Annotated in this window: 22 protein-coding genes; 8 read left to right on the top strand and 14 right to left on the bottom strand. The window is 40.6% G+C overall.

Going from position 1 to position 22,435, the window contains the following annotated elements; genetic code table 11:
- Positions 1 to 131 precede the first annotated feature (131 nt).
- Positions 132 to 1,061, bottom strand: coding sequence for a LysR family transcriptional regulator (locus tag FTV25_RS01470; RefSeq protein WP_180001983.1), 930 nt, complete (start codon positions 1,059 to 1,061; stop codon positions 132 to 134).
- Positions 1,062 to 1,195: 134 nt separating this feature from the next.
- On the opposite strand from FTV25_RS01470, the gene FTV25_RS01475 reads away from it, so the two are divergent.
- From FTV25_RS01475 to FTV25_RS01485, 3 genes are all read left to right on the top strand, one after another.
- Positions 1,196 to 1,624 (top strand): DMT family transporter, encoded by a 429-nt coding sequence (locus FTV25_RS01475; protein ID WP_180001984.1) that lies wholly within the window; start codon positions 1,196 to 1,198, stop codon positions 1,622 to 1,624.
- Between the two features lie 12 nt (positions 1,625 to 1,636).
- The gene (locus tag FTV25_RS01480; RefSeq protein WP_180001985.1) at positions 1,637 to 2,101 is read left to right on the top strand and encodes a DMT family transporter; all 465 of its coding nucleotides are present in this window, start codon (positions 1,637 to 1,639) and stop codon (positions 2,099 to 2,101) included.
- A 120-nt stretch (positions 2,102 to 2,221) separates the two neighbouring features.
- Entirely contained in the window at positions 2,222 to 2,920 is a 699-nt protein-coding gene (locus tag FTV25_RS01485) for a DUF1826 domain-containing protein (protein ID WP_166137214.1), read from the top strand.
- 65 nt (positions 2,921 to 2,985) lie between these two features.
- Here FTV25_RS01485 and FTV25_RS01490 read toward each other — a convergent pair whose 3' ends face one another.
- The 7 genes from FTV25_RS01490 to FTV25_RS01520 form a co-directional block, all read right to left on the bottom strand.
- Positions 2,986 to 3,480, bottom strand: a complete 495-nt coding sequence (locus tag FTV25_RS01490; RefSeq protein ID WP_159123555.1) for a flavin reductase — start codon at positions 3,478 to 3,480, stop codon at positions 2,986 to 2,988.
- Between the two features lie 87 nt (positions 3,481 to 3,567).
- Complete coding sequence (locus FTV25_RS01495; RefSeq protein WP_180001986.1) at positions 3,568 to 4,596, bottom strand: methionine synthase; 1,029 nt, start codon at positions 4,594 to 4,596, stop codon at positions 3,568 to 3,570.
- 42 nt (positions 4,597 to 4,638) lie between these two features.
- Positions 4,639 to 5,637 carry a putative oxygenase MesX gene (locus tag FTV25_RS01500; RefSeq protein ID WP_180001987.1) on the bottom strand — a complete coding sequence of 333 codons (999 nt, stop codon included), beginning with the start codon at positions 5,635 to 5,637 and terminating at the stop codon, positions 4,639 to 4,641.
- A 283-nt stretch (positions 5,638 to 5,920) separates the two neighbouring features.
- Entirely contained in the window at positions 5,921 to 6,613 is a 693-nt protein-coding gene (locus tag FTV25_RS01505; protein ID WP_125278667.1) for a metallophosphoesterase, read from the bottom strand.
- A gap of 459 nt (positions 6,614 to 7,072) precedes the next feature.
- A complete protein-coding gene (locus FTV25_RS01510; protein ID WP_180001988.1) occupies positions 7,073 to 8,389 on the bottom strand; it encodes a sorbosone dehydrogenase family protein in 1,317 nt (438 codons plus the stop codon).
- A 176-nt stretch (positions 8,390 to 8,565) separates the two neighbouring features.
- Positions 8,566 to 10,290 (bottom strand): bifunctional protein-serine/threonine kinase/phosphatase, encoded by a 1,725-nt coding sequence (locus tag FTV25_RS01515; protein ID WP_180001989.1) that lies wholly within the window; start codon positions 10,288 to 10,290, stop codon positions 8,566 to 8,568.
- A 51-nt stretch (positions 10,291 to 10,341) separates the two neighbouring features.
- Entirely contained in the window at positions 10,342 to 11,151 is an 810-nt protein-coding gene (locus tag FTV25_RS01520; protein WP_125278664.1) for a formate/nitrite transporter family protein, read from the bottom strand.
- A 280-nt stretch (positions 11,152 to 11,431) separates the two neighbouring features.
- On the opposite strand from FTV25_RS01520, the gene cynS reads away from it, so the two are divergent.
- The 5 genes from cynS to FTV25_RS01545 all read left to right on the top strand — a co-directional run bounded on the left by cynS (position 11,432) and on the right by FTV25_RS01545 (position 16,958).
- The gene (gene cynS, locus FTV25_RS01525; RefSeq protein ID WP_004785763.1) at positions 11,432 to 11,881 is read left to right on the top strand and encodes a cyanase; all 450 of its coding nucleotides are present in this window, start codon (positions 11,432 to 11,434) and stop codon (positions 11,879 to 11,881) included.
- A gap of 349 nt (positions 11,882 to 12,230) precedes the next feature.
- Positions 12,231 to 14,387, top strand: a complete 2,157-nt coding sequence (locus tag FTV25_RS01530; RefSeq protein ID WP_180001990.1) for a TonB-dependent siderophore receptor — start codon at positions 12,231 to 12,233, stop codon at positions 14,385 to 14,387.
- Positions 14,388 to 14,459: 72 nt separating this feature from the next.
- Positions 14,460 to 15,071, top strand: coding sequence for a DUF4198 domain-containing protein (locus tag FTV25_RS01535; RefSeq protein WP_180001991.1), 612 nt, complete (start codon positions 14,460 to 14,462; stop codon positions 15,069 to 15,071).
- A gap of 45 nt (positions 15,072 to 15,116) precedes the next feature.
- A complete protein-coding gene (locus FTV25_RS01540; RefSeq protein ID WP_104426131.1) occupies positions 15,117 to 15,395 on the top strand; it encodes a hypothetical protein in 279 nt (92 codons plus the stop codon).
- Between the two features lie 3 nt (positions 15,396 to 15,398).
- Positions 15,399 to 16,958 (top strand): PepSY domain-containing protein, encoded by a 1,560-nt coding sequence (locus FTV25_RS01545; RefSeq protein ID WP_180001992.1) that lies wholly within the window; start codon positions 15,399 to 15,401, stop codon positions 16,956 to 16,958.
- A gap of 378 nt (positions 16,959 to 17,336) precedes the next feature.
- On the opposite strand, the gene FTV25_RS01550 is transcribed toward FTV25_RS01545, so the two are convergent.
- The 6 genes from FTV25_RS01550 to FTV25_RS01575 all read right to left on the bottom strand — a co-directional run bounded on the left by FTV25_RS01550 (position 17,337) and on the right by FTV25_RS01575 (position 22,404).
- On the bottom strand, positions 17,337 to 18,230 hold the full coding sequence (locus FTV25_RS01550) for a copper resistance protein B (protein ID WP_180001993.1): 894 nt from the start codon (positions 18,228 to 18,230) through the stop codon (positions 17,337 to 17,339).
- On the bottom strand, positions 18,217 to 20,109 hold the full coding sequence (locus FTV25_RS01555; RefSeq protein WP_180001994.1) for a copper resistance system multicopper oxidase: 1,893 nt from the start codon (positions 20,107 to 20,109) through the stop codon (positions 18,217 to 18,219). Before FTV25_RS01555 ends, FTV25_RS01550 begins: the two co-directional genes overlap by 14 nt.
- Before the next feature lie 38 nt (positions 20,110 to 20,147).
- The gene (locus FTV25_RS01560; protein WP_180001995.1) at positions 20,148 to 20,573 is read right to left on the bottom strand and encodes a hypothetical protein; all 426 of its coding nucleotides are present in this window, start codon (positions 20,571 to 20,573) and stop codon (positions 20,148 to 20,150) included.
- Positions 20,574 to 20,692: 119 nt separating this feature from the next.
- Positions 20,693 to 21,568: an MBL fold metallo-hydrolase gene (locus FTV25_RS01565; protein WP_180001996.1), complete on the bottom strand. Its 876-nt coding sequence runs from the start codon at positions 21,566 to 21,568 to the stop codon at positions 20,693 to 20,695.
- 2 nt (positions 21,569 to 21,570) lie between these two features.
- A complete protein-coding gene (locus tag FTV25_RS01570) occupies positions 21,571 to 21,987 on the bottom strand; it encodes a DUF6691 family protein (protein WP_034170881.1) in 417 nt (138 codons plus the stop codon).
- Complete coding sequence (locus FTV25_RS01575; protein WP_034170880.1) at positions 21,988 to 22,404, bottom strand: YeeE/YedE family protein; 417 nt, start codon at positions 22,402 to 22,404, stop codon at positions 21,988 to 21,990. It lies immediately after the preceding gene.
- Between the last annotated feature and the right edge of the window lie 31 nt (positions 22,405 to 22,435).

Here is a 22,435-nt window from a genome sequence, read left to right on the forward strand (position 1 = left end):
TTAGAAATTTGAAATCATATAAGTTCTTCCATTTTATGCTTTTCATTTTAGCTCTTCCTTAGAATCCTTCTTGATCAAAAAAGATAACTAAGAAACCAATTAAGCTTTTTATAATTGGATCATAAAAAATTTTAAAACTTAAGAATATTATCCCAGTACGGCGGATCTCCAATTTCTTTTAAAATGAAATCAAGCACAGTTCTAACCTTTTGCGAACGAATTCTGTTTTCGGGAGAAACCAGATGAATCCCTATAGAATAAGGCTCCACTGTACTGATCCAGTCATGAAGAAGTTGAACCAGTTTATGGGTTTTAAAATAGTCTTCCGTAAAAATCCAGGTTGGAAATAATACAATCCCCCGTCCTTCCAATGCCGCATCTACCAGGACTTCTGCATTATTACTTCTTAAAGGCCCTTGTGGCTCAATTAAAACCGGAGTGTGATGTTCTTGCTGACGGAAATACCAGCGTTGGCTGCCTGAAACACCTTTATAGACCAGACACTGATGATTCTGAATCTCGTGTGGGGAATGTGGAGTTCCATATTTTTCAAGATATGCAGGACTCGCACACAGCACATATTGTTGATCACAGATCTTGCGTGCGATTAATGCTGAATCCTGTAATGAGCCAATCCGTATGGCAATGTCTACACCTTCTTGTACAGGATCAATAAAAGTATCTGTCAAGATCAGCTCGACTGAAAGATCTGGAAAGCTATCATGCAATTTATTCACTATACGCGATATATGTAGCCTTCCCAGCGCAACCGCTGTATTGATACGAATTAACCCTCTGATCGCGTTTTTACCAGAAATTTCTTCATTGGCCAGATCTAGCGTATCCAGCACTTCCTTAATTTGCACAAAGTACTTTTCCCCTATCTCAGTCAGCCGGACAGAGCGTGTATTACGATAAAAAAGTTGCTGTCCAATTTCCTGTTCAAGTTTTGAAATAAAACGAGATACTGAGGAAGATGGAACCTGAAAATGCTTTGCTGTAGCTGAAAAACTGCCGGTCGTTGCCACCATCACAAAATAGCGTAATGCATTGAGTTGCATAATTGATCTATCTCTGAATTTAATTCAATCATTTTATTATTGTCATAATAGCAATTATGTTTTGAAAAATTGCGGAATTGTAGCTTTTAAATAAGAGAATATAATTTGGTGCTTTCTTCCTTTGGAAAGCATATATGAAACAGTTGTGGATTTTCCCATTAGTCGTTCTTGCAGGTATGGGGTTATCTGTTGAAGCGGGTCTACTGGGTCCACTTGGGGAAGAAATTGGCCATTTCTGGGCGACCTTGGGAATTTTCGCCATCGGTTCACTACTCTTAACCTTCGGACTGATCTTTAGCCGCCCAAAACTTTCTCTCATGTTTAAGCAGCCACGGTGGCAACTGACTGGCGGTATATTAGGTCCTATATATGTAGTGGCTTTAACTGTAGCAATACCTCATATTGGCGTTGGCCTCACCATGGTGGGTATCCTTTTTGGCCAGGTTGCGACCAGTCTTATTATTGATCACTGGGGTTTGTTAGGTAGCCATAAACGGGCTGTAGACAAATATCGTATTGGCGCGCTGGTGGCTATTTTAGCTGCATTATGGCTTATTCAATAAGGAAGCTTCTCCATGATTTATATAATGTTGTTTGTGGTTATTTTGGGCGGAGCAGTTTTATGTGCTCAATCTTCAATTAATGGTCGTCTAGGTGCTAAAGTAGGTGTATTAGAAAGTTCTTGGCTGACATTTGTCTTAGGTGCTCTAGTCAGTTTTCTAATCGCTTTCTTTCTTGAACCCAACCATGCATTGAATTTATTCACAGCCCCAAGATGGCAATTAACAGGTGCATTTTTTGGCGTGGCCTATATGCTTACGATTGTATTTGCTATGCCTAGACTGGGCGCTGCTGCCACCACTGTCGCCGTCATTAGTGGCCAGTTATTAATGAGTCTGCTCATCGATCATTTTGGATGGTTGAATAATCCGGTGATTCATTTAGATGGATCCAGACTAGCAGCAATTGCCCTATTAGCTGTTGCACTATTTTTTATCTATAAAAGTAATATTGCAGCCAAAGCACAAGCTGAAAATTAAGATACTGTGAAAGGAAAGAGATTTTAGGTTTTAAAATCTCTTTTTTTATGAGCTCATAAAGTTATTTTGAGGAATCTAAGGGTAATATTAGGCATAGTTCATAAGTCATTTCACTTAAGCATGCATAATCAATTTTCAGGCAATAAACAAATTCGTGTAGTCTCAAACTTTTCAGAACTCGTTAATTCGGATTTTAAGGGTGCGATGAATGCGATTTGCTGGTCTAGAAATTTAGCGGGTGATTTTGCCGAGATCGTGAATAAGCTTCATTTACAGGAAAATATGACTGAAGTTTCAATTGATGATCTTATGAAACTCCAGCTGTCAGAAAGCGGTCATCTGGCAAGAAAGATTATCTTAGAAGATATACAGCTACTGACTGACTACGGCGCTTCCCCTTCACTCAATCTGCTCAAATGCTATGAACGGGATAATGAGCTTGATTTCATTACTACAGATGTCTATTCATTCCATGTCGATCGCTCTCCGATTGAAACAGATACTTTCTTATGTACCTATCATGGTGCTGCAAGCGATATCTTGCCTAATGATCAGGTGGAACAAAAGATTCTGATTCCAGAAATCAGGGCAAAGCTGAAAGAATTATATGATGGCCCAGAAGCCGGATTTGAAGGTTTTCTGGAAGAGTATTTCTTTGATCTGCATTATCAACCTAAGCCTAATGCAAAACCTGTAAATTTAGGTCAGGGACATCTTTGGCGATTGGCAGTCGATCATCCAGCCCAAAGAGCCCTACCTTGTGTACATCGGGCTCCGGTTGAAAATGAGGGTGAATATCGATTGCTTTTGATTTGTTAAATTCGATACAAATCTTAAAAATGAGAAAATCCACATTATCTTATTGTCATTTTTCTCATTTTCATTCAAGCAAATTCTAACTGTCCAACCGAATGGTAAGTACGATTAAAATACACCAGGCTCTGATCTTGTTCGCTCCGTTGAATCGCAACCACTCGACACATAAAGATACTATGTGTCCCTACTTGCTGGATATTCTCGATTTCACAGTCAAAACTCACTAATGCATCGCCTAGTACAGGTGAGCCTGTTTTTAGTATTGTCCAAGAACCTAATTGAAATCTTCGTTCAGAACTGAATTTGCTGGATGCGAATGCATTAGAAATCTGTTCGTGCTGTGGACCTAAGACGTTCACTGACAAAATTTTGTTCTCAATAAAATGCACATGTGAACGAGATGACTGATTCATACAGACCAGCAATGTCGGTGGTGTATCAGTCACGCTGCATACTGCAGATGCCGTAAAACCATGCATTCCTGTCTCACCCGAGGTTGTAATGACATTCACTGCTGTGGTGAGTAAGGACATGGCATTTCTAAAGTCAGTCGCTTCAATCATCTCTTAAATCCCTAATTGACTATCGCTTTGATGAAGAGCGGTAAAAGTACATGTATTCCTTATACAGCTCTTAAGACAAATGCATACTCAGGCTGTCAGTTCTTGACGAACAATAGCTGCGCCAGCACTTAAAGCATTCAGTTTGCCTTGTGCGACTTGACGCGATAAAGGTGCCATACCACAGTTGGTTGAAGGATACAGCTTGTCAGCATCCACGAACTGAAGCGCCTTTCGTAAAGTATCTGCAACCTGTTCTGGTGTTTCAATTTGATTGGTTGCGACATCTATGGCGCCGACCATGACTTTTTTGCCACGAATCAATTCAATCAGATCCATTGGTACATGAGAGTTTTGGCATTCAAGTGAAACAATGTCGATCTTAGACTTTTGCAGTTTCGGAAAAATTGCTTCGTATTGGCGCCACTCTGAACCTAGAGTCTTTTTCCAGTCCGTATTGGCTTTGATACCGTAACCATAGCAGATGTGTACTGCTGTTTCACATTTCAGACCTTCAAGCGCTCGTTCTAATGTGGCAATGCCCCAGTCATTTACTTCATCAAAAAATACATTAAATGCAGGCTCATCAAACTGGATGATATCTACACCTGCTGCTTCGAGTTCAAGTGCTTCCTGATTCAGGATTTTTGCAAATTCCCAAGCCAGTTTTTCACGGCTCTTATAATGAGCATCATAAAGCGTATCGATCATGGTCATTGGACCCGGCAACGCCCATTTGATTGGCTGCTTAGTTTGACTACGCAAGAACTTGGCATCATCTACAAATACAGGTTTCTTGCGAGCGACAGCACCCACGACGGATGGCACACTCGCATCATAGCGATTTCGAATACGCACCGTCTCACGCTTTTCGAAATCCACACCTTCCAGATGTTCAATAAAGGTGGTCACGAAGTGCTGACGGGTTTGTTCGCCATCACTGACGATATCAATGCCTGCCTGTAGTTGCTCATGTAGGGACAAGCTCAAAGCATCTCGCTTGGCTTCAAGGAGCTGCTCGCCTTCCAGTTTCCAGGGTGACCAAAGTTGCTCAGGTTCGGCAAGCCAAGACGGTTTCGGTAAGCTGCCAGCTGTAGATGTTGGGAGTAAAATGCTCATGTCTAATCTTCTATCTCTATATTCGTTAATTTATTTCTTCATTCAGGCAGTATGCTCTTGATGAGCATTATCTACAGTAAAATTTGCGGCCCACTTTTCAAGAATGTCTTTATACGGCTTAATAAAATTTTCTTCTGTCCATTTGCCCTGCTTAACTGCTAATTGACTACGCTCCACACGGTCGTAAACGATTTGTGTCAACGAATAATCCTGATAATTCAGGCTTGGTTGATAGATCAAACCTGCAGGCGAATTGGTGTTGTAAATTTCAGGACGATAAATCTTCTGGAAACTTTCCATGGTACTGATCGCACTGATAAGTTCGAAGTCCGTGTAATCACGCAATAAGTCACCGGCAAAATAGAATGCCAACGGTGCATTACCATGTTCAGGTTTGAAATAGCGAACGCTTAAGCCCATCTTTCTGAAGTATGCATCTGTACGTGAATAATCATCATTTTTATATTCCACACCGAGTACAGGATGCACATGTGCAGTACGGTAATAGGTTTTCGTGGTAGATACACTCAGGCAAATCACCGGCTGTTTCTTAAACTCGGCTTTAAACACATCTGAATGAATTAAATGCTGATAAAGTTTGCCGTGCAAATCACCAAAGTCGTCAAGCTTTGCATCAGTTTTATCGCTGATGGATGGCAATACAACGCTAAAGTCATAATCACGTACATAAGATGAAAAGCTATTGCCAATCATGCCTTCAATGCGCTCATTGGTTTGATGATCAATGACGGTACTTTTCAGCATCTCGATAAAAGGGAAAGTTTGACCATGGCCTTCGACATCAAGTTCCGCAGAGATAATGTCAATTTCAAGGGAATAACGGTCGCCTTTAGGATTATCACTTGTCGCTAATGAATTAAAACGCTGATTAATCATGGCCAGAGTTCTGCGCAGATTTTCCTGTCGACTTTCACCACGTGCCAGATTGGCAAAGTTTGTGGTTAAACGTGTGTTGTCTGCTGGTTGATAATTTTCATCGAAACGGATGCGCTTGATTGAGCATGTAAATTGATTATCCATGGAGATTCACTATCCTAAATTTTTAAATAAAGCCAAATTTCTGTATAACTTCATTTAAACGTGAATCTAGAGATGAGTAAAACGATATAAATTCAGTAAAAGATGAGAGAAATTCACTATAGATGAATTAATTGTATGAATACTTACTCAAAATTAAATAGAACAAAATACAGTTTCTCATTCAAAAATAAATATAGATCGCCTTTTATAAAAATGAGCTATCAATTTAATTTTAAAGGTAAAAATTATTGATGTGTCTTTCAATTGGCTCTTGCTGTAGCACCTAGTTTGCATCTTTTATTTTAATAACACACAACTTCTTCGTATAAGAAGAACCTACATCAATATAGTGGCAATTATCAATTTGAGTATGGTTTTTTACAATCGTATGACCCAGATAGATCTCATCGATATTTTTAACGGTTCCATAGCGATAAGAATGATTGCGAATTCTCCCTCTACCCCAAAGAGCATTGGTATATGCTGAAGTTAAGCCTGGAATTCTATTTTCACCTTTTGCAATTTTCTTTTTAAATACATTCCAGTCATTAAGCGCAATATCTGCGTGTAAAATGCCAATCTTTTTATACTCGAGGTTTAGTTCAATGGCCAAAGGAAGTGCAGAAAAAATTTCACTGAGTTCATCCTGTTTTTCGGTTGATAAAAGATAGAACCACTCACCACCATTCTGCGCATGCATATCTTGAATCCATGCATCGTCACGGCCCTTGATACACATTTCCTCATGATTGCCGCGAACACAATAAAACCAGGGCTGACTTAGCAATGAAACGCATTCCAGGTTTTCATTACCACGATCGACCAGATCTCCGGTACAAATCAGTAGATCTTTCTCAAAATTAAAATGAACTTTCTCTAATTCTTGCATGAGCAAGCTATAACAACCATGCAGATCCCCAACCACATATATGGCAGAGAAATCAGATCCATCAATTACCTTAGTTAAAGTGTTCATAAGTATCTTCTATAACATGGAACCCTGTCTGCCAAACCTGAAGCAAAAGATGATTCTTAAATCATATCTTTTAATTTTAATGCTGTTTAAAACCTTAAAGATGATTTTTTAACATTATTTATCTACTACAATTAAATTATTTTTAGTCATAAAGCCCTTTGTAAAATATAGGAAAGTTCACATAATGTTAACTTTTGTATAAATATATTATTTTTTTGTAAGTTTAAGCTTACATCGATTGGAGCAAATACTCTATATCCTGTTTCCTCAATTTTTGACATTATGTTTCACATAAAGAGTCAGCAAGGAAAGCTGATAATAATCGCATTACAATGATAATAAAGTCGAAAGACAGCGAACTTACTGGGATGGTAAGTGATAAAAGTAGAGACTACAGCCGCTAAGCCTTATAGTTTTGGGAGAGACTATAAGGCTTTTATTTTATTAGCATCTACTTATTTATTGATTCGGTGATACTCGCCAAATCACGTTCGCTACATCATCAGCAACTAATATTGCGCCTTGAGCATCTGTAGCTACACCCACAGGCCGACCAAATGCATCTCCATTTTTGCTTAAAAATCCGGTCAGAACCTCTTGAGGCTGACCAGAAGGCTGACCATTTTGAAATGGCACAAAAATAACTTTATAACCACTATGGGGTTTCCTATTCCAGGAACCATGCTGACCAATGAGTGCACCATCACGATATTGGGATATTAAATTAGCCTTATAAAATGTCAGACCCAGTGATGCAGTATGATTTCCCAAGGCATAATCTGGCTTAATTGCTTTCGCGACCAGTTCAGGCTTTTGCGGTTTTACCCGGGTATCCACATGCTGGCCATAATAACTATAAGGCCAGCCATAAAAAGCGCCATCTTTTACTGAGGTCATATAATCAGGAACCAGATCATTGCCCAGCTCATCACGCTCATTCACTACAGTCCATAAGGCTCCACTCTGAGGCTGCCAGTCCATGCCATTGGGATTACGCAGGCCTGTAGCAAACGGCCGGGCTTGACCTGTAGAAAGGTCCAATTCCATGATCAGGGCGCGTCCTTCTTCCTGAGCTATGCCATTTTCAGCCACATTACTATTAGAGCCTACCGTAATGTAGAGCTTCTTGCCTGCAGGATTGGCAATAACATTTTTCGTCCAGTGATGATTTAAAGGGCCTGCAGGCAAGTCTAATACATTAGTTCCTTTTTCTTTGATCTGGGTCATACCTGGCTGATAAGAGAATCGCACTAAAGCATCTGTATTTGCGACATAAAGCATATTACCCACTAAGGTCATTCCAAACGGCGAGTTTAAATTTTGCAGAAATACCGTTTTCTGGTCAGCAATGCCGTCTTGATTACTGTCACGCAGCAGGCTAATACGGTTGGCGCTTGGATAGGATGATCCTGCTCTTCTCATCACCATTTTCATGATTTTACCTTTAATCCCTTTACTGTCTTCAGGCTTAGGTGGAGCATCAGTTTCAGCCACCAGTACATCTCCATTCGGCAATACATATAACCAGCGCGGGTGTTGAAGGCCTTGTGCGAATGCTTGCACTTTTAAACCTGGTGCTGGCGTCGGCATGACACCTTCAGGCCAACCTTTTGCAGGGGCAATGTTGACGACCGGAAACAGTCTTGATTTTGGTTCAGGTAAAGACGGCTGAGCGCCATAACTATCTGTTACAGGTGTTTTGGATGAAACTGTACAGCCGGTAAATGCCAATATGATTACGGTACTTAAGGCTGATAGGAGAAATTGAGCCGCCATGGTATTTCCTTGCTTTTTGTTTTTATCTCTCCCATTTTAAAAGGCAGTTGAAGTTGTAATGATATAGTTCTTGTGGTTTCTGGTTGTGGATTGATTGCCGTAAATATACTAGTGACGCAAGCTGCCCAAAGCATAGAACACGGTCTAATTTTTTACTTATATTCACTCCAATCTTCTTAAATAAATGGCCATGCAATACTTAATAAAAGTAAAAGTCCTAATACAGCACAACTGATTTGCCAGAAACGTAAAGGATCACGTTCAATCATGGTAGGAGCTTTGGATTTTAATAATTCCTTGGATGGGTGTTCCAGATCATGGATCAATTCAGTCAATGCCTCATAACGATACATTGGCTCGATACTCAGAGCCTTTTTTAGAATCTGGTCTAACCAGAGTGGTAAATCTGGCCGATATTTTTGAATGGAATGATATTGAACTTTCTTTAGCTGCTTCAGCGTATTACAACGAGCCAAATCTGTACCATAAGGAAGCTGTTTAGTCAGTAAATAATAAGCCATTGCCGCCAAAGAAAATTGATCAGACTGCACGGATGGTGAATGTTCAATGAAATATTCAGGTGCCATAAATGCCAAGGTACCAAGTGGCCGATTCACATGTTTAGGATTAATTTCGACTAAACCTCGTACAGCAGTTGAACCATAATCAATCAGTTTGACTTTAAGTGTATTATCAACGTTTAAGACCATAATATTTTCAGGACGTACATCTTGATGCAACATTTCCAGTCGGTGCATTGCATTTAAGGCCAATGCTGTTTGCTGCAAAATAGGGAGAATATCTTCCATCTGCAAAGGCTTTTTCTGTTGATGCAGCCAGCGATCTAAGGTTTCTCCCTGCAAATATTCATAACTCTGGAATAAATATTTTTTCTCTGATTGATGCGGATAACATTGCAGCAGATTTTCGTGCTTAAGACGCTTTGACACCCAGTCCTCAAGTTGAAACTGTTCAACAGCCTGTTCATCTTGTTGTAAATCTACTGCCAGAGTTTTAATCACTAGCGGTTGCCGATCATGATCGTGTGCCAAATACAGGCAACTGCGGTGATTTTGGTGCAGGATTTTGTCAATGGCATAGCCTTCAAATGCTTCACCTTTGCTGAGCTGGGGTGGAAAGACATAATCCTGGTGCATATAAAACTGATCTGGTTCAGGCAACTGCTCAATACGGAGCACTTGAAGACTTAAATTATCATCACTGCCCTGTTTTAAAGCCTGTTCAACCAGGAATTTGGCAAGCTGATTTAAGTGATCTGCTGCTAAGGTGAAATCTAATAATTGTTGGTCTGTAACAAATTCATAAACCCCATCGGTCATAAGTAAAAAGACATCTTTTTCTTTTAGTTCAAGGCTTTGATAATCAATTTCAATACGATAATCCCCCCCTAAGGCACGACTGAGATAATGTTCTGTCGAAGACAGACAGACGCGATGATCATGGGTTAATAATTCAATTTCACCATCTCGGATTCGATAAATACGACTATCACCGACGTGAAAAATATGCGCCTGATGCTGCTTTAAAATCAGTGCAGATAAGGTACAGACATAGCCCCGGTCTTTATCGAAACGTCCCTGACTTTGTTGAGTTTGTGCATATAACCATGAATTTGTGGCGCGAATCACCCGTGCTGCTGAAGTCTGGGTGCTCCAGGCATCCGAAGTCGAATAATAATCTGAGAGAAAACTGCTGACGGCTGTTTCTGCGGCAATGTGACTGACATTGCTACTGCCGATCCCGTCGGCAATCGCACAAGCTATACCTTTTTGCTTCAGTACATGACCTTCTGGTAAAAAGATGCCATAAAAATCCTGATTCTGATCTTTAATACCAGCCGTAGAATACTGTCCAATAGCGACTTTTAATGTTTTTTTCATATTGAAAACTCAAAAAGGGATCATATTGATCCCTTTAAAAATGATTCATTATTAGAATTCTTTTTTCGCGCCAGTACGTACATGTGTGGTGTAAAGTGCCAGACCTGTTAAGGCTAAACCCCCTACCAGATTACCTAAAGCAACCGGTAATTCATTCCACAGGAAATAATCTGCAATCGAGAAGTCACCACCCATCATCATGGCAAATGGGAACAGGAACATGTTTACCACTGAATGTTCAAAGCCCATGGCAAAGAACAGCATCACTGGCATCCACATTGCGATGAACTTGCCACTCACTGTAGTTGACATCATCGCACCAATCACCCCTAAAGACACCATCCAGTTACACAGCATGCCGCGAATAAAAATAGTTATCCAACCTGAGAAACCATAAGCCGCATAACCTAAGGTACGGTCTTCACCAATATGAGAAATCTTTTCACCGACTGGATTCGGATCAGTCGCAAAGCCCATGGTATAAACAGCAGCCATCAGTACTGCAACGACTAAACACCCAGTAAAGTTACCTAAAAATACCAGTCCCCAGTTTTTTAAAATGCGTGCCCAGGTTACGCCAGGACGTTTATCCAGCCATGCCAGCGGTGTTAATACAAATACCCCGGTTAGCAAGTCATAGCCCAATAAATACAACATGCAGAAGCCGACAGGAAACAGTAATGCGCCAATCAGTGGCACACCAGTTTGCACTGCAATCGTAATTGCAAATACGGCTGCCAAGGCCAAAATCGCACCTGCCATAAAGGCACGAATCAAAACATCACGGGTTGCCATATGAAGCTTGGATTCACCCGCATCTACTACTTTTTTTGCAAACTCCGCAGGAGCAAGATATGCCATGTTGTCGTCCTCTTTTTCAATATACGGACCTGTTTTTCGAAAAAAAGACGCCTAAGATCACTGAAGACCTTAGGCGTCGTTGCCTTGAATATTAGAACAGGTAATGGTGAATGGCGTCGTTGCCATGTATATCGAAATAGAAGCAAAAGCTGTGCCATAAATAATTAATAATCGCTTAAATATTCATTTTTTATTTAGCATGAACTCTAAAATGCTATTGGCATGATATCTGCATTATCCGTTCTGCATACATTCATTTGAGAATAATTTGGAGAGGATTATGATTACCCATCGTCAACAAGTAACTGACATGATCATTTCAGCGAAAGTTTTAAAGTCAATTAAGTGGTCAGATGTTGCCAAAGAGATTGGTCTTTCTAAAGAATGGGTAACCGCTGCATGTTTAGGTCAGATGGCGTTTAATAAAGAGCAAGCAGAAAAGATTGGTCAGATTTTTGGCTTAAGTGATGAAGCCGTTGCATGGCTACAGATCGTGCCATATAAAGGTTCCCTGCCAACCAGCGTACCGACCGATCCTTTAATTTATCGTTGGTATGAAGTGGTGAATGTATATGGTTCTACCATTAAAGAACTGATTCATGAAGAATTTGGTGACGGTATTATGAGCGCGATTGATTTTAGTATGGATATTCAACGCGAAGAAAATCCGAATGGCGACCGTGTCAATGTCGTATTGTCTGGCAAGTTCTTGCCTTATAAAACTTATTGATCAATATCATTTATAAAAAGCCATCAATGTGATGGCTTTTTTTTATTTCATTTTTCTTTTTATGTTTGAGCATTAATCTCATTCTCTACATGAAAAAAATTTAGCGAATATACTTTATAAATTTAAAAAATTAATATGAATTCAATAATTTACATATTATTTTACTAAAATAAATCGTTTTTATTTTAAGCAAAATCTTAACCCCTTCTTCTTTTAATCTGCTTTAACTGCAAAGTATTCCTCTATCAATGAGTAATTTTTAATTTAAATTTCCTATTGTATTTAGATTGATTTAAAAATATCTAATCAATAACATTAGCGATAATTATTATCATTTACATTCATTAAAATGTTTTATACCAATCATCCAACTTTCAAGCTATCTTTGCTCAGTTTTGCCATATTGATGACACAGCAAAGTTTTGCAGAAAATAGTCAGCAACTTCCTACCATCACGATAGTCACTGATGCAGCACAAACAACAGAAAGCTCTGAACAGACTAAAAGCTATATTATTCAAAATTCTGCAACAGCTTCTAAACTAAATATTCCTCTTAAGGAAACGCCACAAACAGTGAATGTAGTGACGCGTCAACAATTAGATGACTTTGCACTGGATAATACCCGTGATGTACTCCGCAACTCACCGGGGATCATTGTAAGTAACCAGGAGACCGAACGAACTTCCTATCTATCACGTGGTTTTGAAATCTCAAACGTATTGGTAGACGGCGTTGGGATTCCGCTTGAAGGCTATAACTACAATAATGACAATCCAGACAGCTTTTTATTTGACCGTATAGAGATCGTTAAAGGTGCAAATGCCTTAAATAATGGTATTGGCGATCCGGGCGCTACCATTAATATGATTAGAAAACGCCCTACTCAGGAACTTCAGGCCGCGTTTAATACCAGTTATGGTTCATGGAATACCCAACGTTATGAAGCAGATGTTTCCTCTCCCCTGACACAGGATGGAAAAATCAGAGGCCGAGTATTTGGCTATCAGCAGACAGGTGATAGTTATCTGGATCACTATGAACTCGAAAAAAATGGCATTGGTGCCGTGGTTGAGGCTGACCTGACTGATTCGACCTTAATAACTGCTGGTTATACCGAAACGAATCATAATCCCAATGGGGTCAATTGGGGTTCTAATCCTTTAATCAATACTGAAGGTGAACAGTTAAGCTATTCAAGAAATTATAATTACAGTCCGGACTGGGCCTACTGGGACAGTAATATTAAAAACTATTTTGCCGAGATCGAACAACAATTTGGCGCTGATTGGAAAGCTAAACTGAGTTATGAGGAAAAACGGACTGACCGGGATTCAAAACTTTTATTCCTGTCCGGTAAACCTGGTGCTGACGGTACTTCAGGTATTTTCTTATATCCAGGTATGTATATTGATGACAACAAGGAACAGCAGGCCAGTCTGAGTTTTAGTGGCACCTATCCACTTTGGGGACAACAACATGAGGCATCTTTTGGCTATATCTGGGCTGAAAACAATCTGAATGAGTTAGGTTATGCAGGCAGCTTTACCAACCCACTTACCACAGATTTATCCAGTTTTACGCCGCCCGAACCAGTTTGGGATATGTCAAAAACCAGTGGTGAGATGCACATCCGGCAAAAAAACCAAAGCCTATATGCCGCCACCCGTTTACATATGACTGACGATCTGAAACTGCTTTTAGGTGCCAACTATGTTCAGGCTGAAAGTACAGGCAGCAGTTATGGAACAGACACGATTTATGATGAAGATAAAGTTTTACCCTATGCCGGTCTGACCTATAACTTTAGCCCTGAATATACAGGCTATCTGAGTTATACCTCGATTTTCCGTCCGCAAACCACCAAAGCAGATGATGGCAGCATTAACAAACCGATCGAAGGTGAAAGCTATGAAGTCGGAGTCAAAGGTTCTTGGCTAGATGACAAGCTTACCGCCACCATGGCTGTGTTCAGAACGGAGCAAAGTAATTATCCGCTGCGAGATTCTGATGGTATCCCGACTTTACGCACAACTCAGGTCAGTGACCTGCGTTCCCAAGGCTACGAGTTTGGCTTGGCGGGACAACTGACCGACCATTTTAACTTAAGCTTTGGCTACACTCAGTTTAGTCTTAAAGATCTGATCAACGGTGGTGATGCCCGTACTTTTAATCCTAATCAGTCTTTCAATCTTCTGACCACCTATCAGGTGCCACAGATTCCAAAACTGAAATTGGGCCTTGGTGTGCAATGGCAGGATAAAACTTATCTAGAAGTTCCTGAAGCTGCTACAGAGGGTGTTGTTACCCAACAAGCAGGCATTATCAAACAGGATGCATATGCGCTTGTGAATCTGATGGCCAGTTATGAACTCAATGATCACATTACTTTGCAGGCCAACGGGAATAATCTGACCAATGAAAAATACTTATTTAATTTCCCGAATCAGCAAGGCTTCTATGGTGCACCGGCAAATTACAGTGTGGCCGTAAAATTCAAATATTAATTTTTCGCTTGAGCTTTGAAAGAATATTCGGAGCTCATTTTCTTATATGTAAACAATAATCAGGTAGAATTCATGAAAAAAATCATTACTTTGACAATTGGACTGTCACTGACCCTTTCTGCTCAGGCCCATATGCTTTGGCTAGAACGTGCTTCAGATGCAAAAACACATGCATTCTTTGGTGAATATAGTGAACAGCTCAAAGAGACTCAAGAAGGTGCCTTAAAGTCATTCAGCCAAGCAAAAGCGATTCAGACTAAAAAACAATTTAGTCCCCAACTACACCAGGATCATCTGGTCTACTCTACAAAAGATCAAGCAGATGTAGAGCTCTATCATGAACTGATCTATGGGGAATCCTTACTCAGCTATCACGCGAAATCCGGCAGACAAAACCTGAAAGCAGACTCAGAGCTGGATATCGTACCGGTTCAACCGAACAGTAATACTTTTACAGTCATGTATCAGGGTAAACCCGCTGCGGATGTCAAAGTGACTGTCTATTCCCCACAGCACTGGCTTAAAAACTATACGACCAACAACCAAGGCCAAATTAATATTGCTACGCCATGGAAGGGTCAATATGTACTAGAGGTGAGTCAAGAAGTAGACAAGACAGGAAAATTGAATCAGCAAGTGTATAAGAAACAGTACCTGGTCACGACCTTAAGCTTCGTGCATTAAGTTGCCTCAATATTTATTTATACAGATTCATATAAAGGCCTTTCCATGATTTCTACCCTTCAGCCACTTGCTATCCTGTATCGATTAAGCATGAGCTTTGGTATTGGTTATTTATGTAGTTATCTGATTGCTCTCGATCTGGCCTATTTTTTACAGGCGAGTTTACCCAAAGCTGAATCGGTTTATCTGGCTGCCTTTATTGCCCTCATTTTTTATGTCTGTTTTGTGATTGGAATCTTCTGTATTCAAAGTCTTAAAACACTTTCAGTCTATAGCCTGATTCCTCTCATTGTTTTATTTGTCATTTCCCGCTTCATAGGTTAAACCATGCATAAATCTGTCCGTCAATCTATGGCATGGCTACATTCATGGCTAGGTTTAAGTTTTGGCTGGCTCCTCTTCGCGATCTTTTTAACAGGTGCGGTTACCTATTATCGCCATGAAATTACAATGTGGATGCAGCCACAATTTGCCACGATGCAGGTTAACCAGGAAATTGCTTTAAAAACTGCTTATAGCTATTTACAGCAACATGCACCTGATGCACAGAACTGGTATATCGGGGTAGCGAATCAGGATTTACCGGTTAATAAAATTTATTGGCAAACTGCAGAGGGTGCTTATCAACTTAAAACCCTGGATGCTATGACAGGTAAGGAATTAACGCTTTCGGCTACACAGGGCGGAGATTTTTTCTATAACTTTCATTTTCAGCTATATGGCGTACCTTATACCATTGGCCGTCTGATTGTCACCATTGCTGCATTCATCATGTTGATGACCCTGATTTCCGGAATCATTACCCATAAAAAAATTCTGACCGACTTCTTTACTCTGAGAGCTTTTAAAGGACAACGTTCCTATCTGGATTTTCATAATGTCAGTTCCGTCATTGCGCTACCGTTCTTTTTAACTATGACTTTTACTGGCCTGGCTATTTTCTTTTATATTGTTTTGCCTTCTGGCATGAAAAAGCTATATCCAGAAAATCCATTTCAATATTTTGAAGAAATCCGAACCAAAAATGTGCTTGCTCCCTCTGCTGTGCCCATTAAAACGGAGATGTTGCCGATTCAACATTTTATCACTACGGCGCAGCAGCACTGGGGAAAATTAGAATTTGACAATATTACCGTGAAGCAGCCGAATACCCAGCTGGCAAAGATTACCTTAACCGAATTGAAAGATCATTCTATTACCCGCAATCAGGCACAACTCGTATTCAATGCGACGACGGGCAAATTGCTTGAAAACACCCGTAATGACAGTGCAATTGCTACCCTGAATGCCGGAGTATATGGTTTGCACATGGCACGTTTTGCTGAACCTGTTTTACGTTTAGCCCTATTTTTCTCAGGCATATTAGGCTGTGCCATGATCGCTTCCGGATTATTGCTCTGGAGTCTGAAACGACAGATGCAGAAAAAATCGGATCGTTTTCACTTTGGATATTATCTGGTGAATCGTCTGAATATCACCATGATAATTGGTTTACCTATTGCCATGCTGGCTTATCTTTATGCAAACCGTTTGATTCACATTCCTGTAGGCACCACAAATTATGAAATCTATATCTTCTTTAGTATTTGGCTGAGTAGTTTTATCTTGGCCTGTTTAACGCCACAACAGCATTTATGGAAAACGCAGCTTAAAATTCTCATCTGTGCCGCTTTTATGCTTCCACTCATCGACCTGTATTATTTGTGGTCCCAGCATTATCTGGATTCTTTTGCGAACTATTGGCTGTTTTTGCGTATCGATCTGATGCTCTGGATCTTGGCACTTCTCGCTTACTTCCTACATCAGAAAATTACACCTATCCAGCAAAAAGCTGTTCATAAAATTCAGGCCAAGCTTAAAACTGCACAGCAGGAGTCTTCTTCATGATATGGATGGCAATAGTAGGACTGATCTGGATGGCCTGTTTTGGTTTTTATGCAGTGAGTGAAAAACAGATTTTAAAAACCAGACAGTCTCGATATTCTTTTCTTGTGAGTTATCCGGTCATCGTTAAATTGATCTCAGGCAGTCTTTTACTATTGGTATTGTCCCTTTTACGAACTCAATTCAGTAGTAGTATTAGCTTTATGGCACTTTGGGTTTTTATAAGTCCAATCGTATTTATATTTATTCTGAAGATGAATAATTTAAAACAAAGAAAAATATAAAAGTTTATAGAGGCCTTAAGAATAAGATATAGCTGAGTATATGAGGCGAGAAAATGATTTTCCCGCCTCATAAATATTAGCTTATATAGATATCTGTTTAGAACATCATTCTTAAACCGATTCCATAACGCCAGCCCTGTTCAGAATCAGATGCGTCCTGCCATGAAGTTTTCTCGTTGCCCTTGGAATATTCATAAGCAATATTAAGGTAAGGCATGATCTTTTTATTGACCTCATAACGAGTTTCCAGACCGAATGCTGCATGACTTATTCCAGTCTTTTTAGCATTGGCTGCTTTATCCTTCAAAATGAGGTCAACTTCAACATAAGGCTGCAAAATCAGTTTTTGTGTGAGTAGCAGATCACGTTCTGTTTCTAGCTCAAGTCCGATAAAATCATCTTGACCAAGATACAGATGTGCATTGGTTTCAAAGAAATACGGCGCCAGTCCATGGAATCCAAATATTGCATCTACATGTTCAATATCTTGCCCAGCATTAGGCTGACCCAAATTTTCCTGACGGTAGCGAAGACCCGCCTGAGCATCCCAGAAATCTGAAATATTCCGGCTATACAGAGCTTGGACTGCATATTCTGTTGCTCTGGATTCCTGCTTGTCAGCTTTGAGTTTAATGAACAGTTTATTTTCATCCGTGCCAATCCGAAGCTCATTCTCAGACTGTAAGCCTCCCTCACCTTCTGAGTTTTTGATCCATTTATTGTCCAGTTTGACCCGCGTATAAATTTGCCCTCCATGTTCCTTGCGATGATCATGTTCGCTGGAATAGGTTGAAGCTGAATCTGGAATTAAACTTTCAGTAATTTCCGGTGCTACTGAAGTTAAATGATGCTCTGACGATTGGAGTGATTGTTGATGATGCATCGAATGATCAGCATGCTGTTGAGATATATCTTCGGCAAAAACAGTCATATTTCCCAACGCCAATACACTAGCCAAAACAGGCTTCAAACAAAGATTAATGGTGTGCATGAGCATCTCCTTGTTTTTCTGCTGGTTTTGTCATGTGATGATTGGAATGATCTTCCCGCACAGTATTCTGAGTCGAAACGTCATTTTCCTGAACATTTGCTACAATCAGTTTATTCATCATTCCGGCAGTCATGTGATACAACAGATGACAATGAATCGCCCATTCACCTAGTTCATCTGCAGTCAGCAAAGTCGTAACGGTTTTTCCAGGTGGGACAATCACTGTATGTTTATTCGGCATATCTATTGCAAACTGGCCATTTTCGAGCTGCATGAACATGCCATGTAAATGCATCGGATGTGCCATCATACTGTCATTGATAAATTTCAGCCTGATCCGTTCCCCAAATTTCACTTTGAGCGGCTCTGCTTCATTAAATTTCTTGCCGTTCATGGTCCAGATATACCGTTCCATGGTGCCGCCTAAACGAATCACCAATTCGCTTTCTGCGTCGCGAATATCTTTTTGCGGAGTTAAAGATTTGAGGTCGCTATATTGCAAAGCTTTATGCCCTACCGGTGTAGAGGCATTGGCCCAGCCGTAAACTGGTTGCTGCGTAAAAGTTTTGGCATCTTTTTCATGTTGCATATCCCCGGTCATATTTGAGTGATTCACATGATCTATAGCGGATGAAGTATCTGAATGCTCGGTATGATTGTCCTCTCCTTGCTCGATAATTTTGGCTGATGCATGCTGCTTATGTCCCATCATCGAATGTTCAGTATCTTTTTTAACATTTATGTCATGGCTAGCATGATTCTGATGATTCATCTGCTCGTGTGCTTCACCCTGCATATTGCCATGTCCCATATCTTCCATGGTCAATAAGGCACGAGGACGGGATATAGGTTTGTGTATGGCATGATGAGCTGGCTTTAACTCATTCTGTAAGCTGCCAATCGCAAAACCGGAACGGTCAATCGATTCAGCTTCAATCTGATAATGCTCCGCAGTAGGCTCTACAATCACATCATAGGTTTCTGCGGCACCAATGCGGAATTCATCGACCGCTACAGGTTTAACAGGCTGTCCGTCTGCACTGACCACCGTCATTTTCAACTGTGGAATACGCACATCAAAAAATGACATGGCAGAGGCATTGATAAAACGCAGTCGCACTTTTTCATTCGGTTTAAACTGTCCTATCCAGTTCTGTTCAGGCGTTTTTCCATTCACCAAAAAGGTATAGCCGGTTACATCAGACAGATCGGTTTTCAGCATGCGCATCTGGTTCCACATTTTGCGATCATTCCAGGTGGCTTTAAGCCCTTCCCGTTTGATTTGCTGAAAAACATCGCTCAGAGTTTCACGCTGATTTTGATAATACTCGGCAGATTTTTTTAAATTATTCATGATCTGCTGGCCGGACTGCTCATGAAATTCTGAAAGCATGACCACATAATCACGCTCGGTCTGCTCATGTGCAGGAACTTCCGCCTGGTTTTTGGGATAGATTACAAAGGCGCCGTAAAGGCCGTCCTGTTCCTGCCCCTTGGAATGGGCATGATACCAGTAGGTTCCACTCTGACGAATTTTAAAGCGATAGACAAATTCCTGATCAGGTGCAATGCCCTGAAACCCGTTAAAACCGGGGACACCATCCATCAGGCCGGGTAGCAATAAACCATGCCAATGCAGAGAGCTTTCTTTATTCTTTAGCTTGTTTTTGACGCGAATAACAGCTTCATCACCTTCCTCAAATTCCAGTAAAGGTGCAGGAAATTTTCCATTCACTGTAATACGTTGTACGGTTTTACCGGTGAGATTAACAGGACCTTCTTCAATAACCAGCTGGTATTCTTTTACAGCAGCAAATAATGAAGACGAGATCACTAAACTTAAGCCCAATAACAGGCTTTGACTAATTTTAATCGACATAACTTAATCCTTGATTTTTGAAATATTAATAACGAGGATTAAGCTTTAGGTGGGCGCAGAATTTCCTGCCAATACCCGGCAAGGTGCTTGGCTTGATAATTAGAAATAAAAGTAGTTTCTAAAACATGGATCTCAGGGAGAGATAACTTCGAGATTTCCACATCGATCCAGCTACTCAAGCTATGGCAAGAGCTATAAATACAATCCGGACAGTCATCTTTGTGCTCGTTTAAGTCGGAGTGGCAATCCATGTCCTGACTCATATCATGAGCAGAACCATGCATAGCTTGATGCTGGCTATGTAACTTCTCTATTTTTGCCATTTCCTGACAATGGGAACTCATCTGCTTGGCTGACGTTTCCAGATGCATCGTTTTTGCTGAAGCAACAGACATGCTGCTCCAGCCTACGGCGAAGACCATAAGCGTCACAAACCAGATCTGTTTAAAGAACTGTCTGAGCACAATGCACCCTGAAAATATAAAAAATGAGTTAACCCAAATAGCATAGGGTGGAATATTAAAATTCGCAAACTTTATAAGCGCTTAATTTAAAGATTAATATTTTGTTCCTGATAAATTGATCACTTCTTAAAATAATTTAGCGGCAGCTTCAAATAAGACACGCCATTGGCTTCTGGCATTGGGAACTGTCCGCCATTCATATTAATCTGGATCGCAGGCAAAATCAGCTTTGGCATACTTAGACCCGCATCACGCTGCCGACGCATCTGCACAAATTCAGATTTGCTAATCCCTTCACGGATATGAATGTTTTGCTGTTTTTGCTGCTGAATCGTGGTTTCACATTGATATTCATGACGTGACTCTGGCAAATAGTCATGACACAAAAATACACGGGTGCTTTCCGGGAGCTGAAACAGCTTGTGAACAGAATCATATAAAACCGAGGCACTGCCATTTGGAAAATCACAACGAGCCGTGCCATAGTCCGGCATAAACAGTGTATCCCCTACAAAGACGGCATCACCAATCACATAGCTTAAACAGGCAGGTGTATGGCCTGGCGTAGGAATATTATAAACTTCCAGTTCGCCAATCTTGAAATGCTCACCATCTTCAAACAGATAATCAAAAGGCTGATGCGCATTGATCTGTTTCATGTCCAGATGATATATCTTGCCAAAAGTTTCCTGCACCAACGCAATTTTCTTACTGACTGCAATCTTGCCGCCTAATTGCTGTTTCAGATATGGGGCAGCTGTCAGATGATCGGCATGTACATGAGTTTCCAGAATCCATTCCACGGTCAAACCTTGTGATTTCACATAAGCAATCATCCGATCGGCATGCTCGGTCGACGTGGTGGCAGACGCAGCATCATAATCCAGCACGCTATCAATAATGGCACATTGGGCAGTTTGAGGATCGCTCACCACATAACTAAAAGTATTGGTATTTTTATCAAAAAATGCTTTGACGTTTGGCTGCTGTGTCATATTTATACTCCTGCCCATTTACGGTGAATCCAGACCCCAAGCAGCATAGCTGCAATAAAATACAGAGCTTGATAATGTCCCAAACCAATCAGGGTAAAACTGGGTGCCGGACAAATACCTGCAATTCCCCAACCGATTCCAAATAATAAACTACCCGACAGAAGTTTAGGATCAATCTTTTGATTCTTTGGTAAATCAATGGGTTCATTAAATAAAGTGGTCGGATGTGGATTATGTTTAGCTTTCTGGAAAGGAATAAAAGCCACCAGAATTGCCCCCATCATGACAAAGGCAAGACTGGCATCCCAATCCCCAAACAGATCCAGAAAATCCAGAACTTTTTCAGGATTAGACATACCTGAGAGCATTAAGCCGACTGAAAACAGGCCACCAAATAGAAAAGCGAATAGATTTTTCATTTAGATAGCTCCAACCAGATGACGAACAACATAAACCGTGATAAATCCCGCCAGCATAAAAGACCCGGTCGCAACAAAGGAGCGATTTGACAGACGGCTAATCCCACAGATGCCATGTCCACTGGTACAACCTGAACCTAAACGTGTACCAAAACCAACCAGCAAACCGGCAATGACCATCATCCATGGGCTGGCATTCAGCTCAATTTCTGGCTGAAACAATACGCCGTAGATAAATGGAACTATAAATAGTCCTGCTAAAAACCAGACCGCAGGAGTTTTGAAAATTGTCTTTCGATTAAGTACCTGCCCAACCAACCCACTCACGCCCGCAATACGGCCATTCACATACAGATAGCCGACCACTGAAAGACCAAGCAGTAATCCACCGAGAAACGCTGCCAAAAAGTCATGCATGAGCATATTCCACTTAAAATATATAATTTTA

The sequence above is a fragment of the Acinetobacter sp. YH12249 genome, from assembly GCF_013417475.1.
Classification (GTDB): Bacteria; Pseudomonadota; Gammaproteobacteria; order Pseudomonadales; family Moraxellaceae; genus Acinetobacter.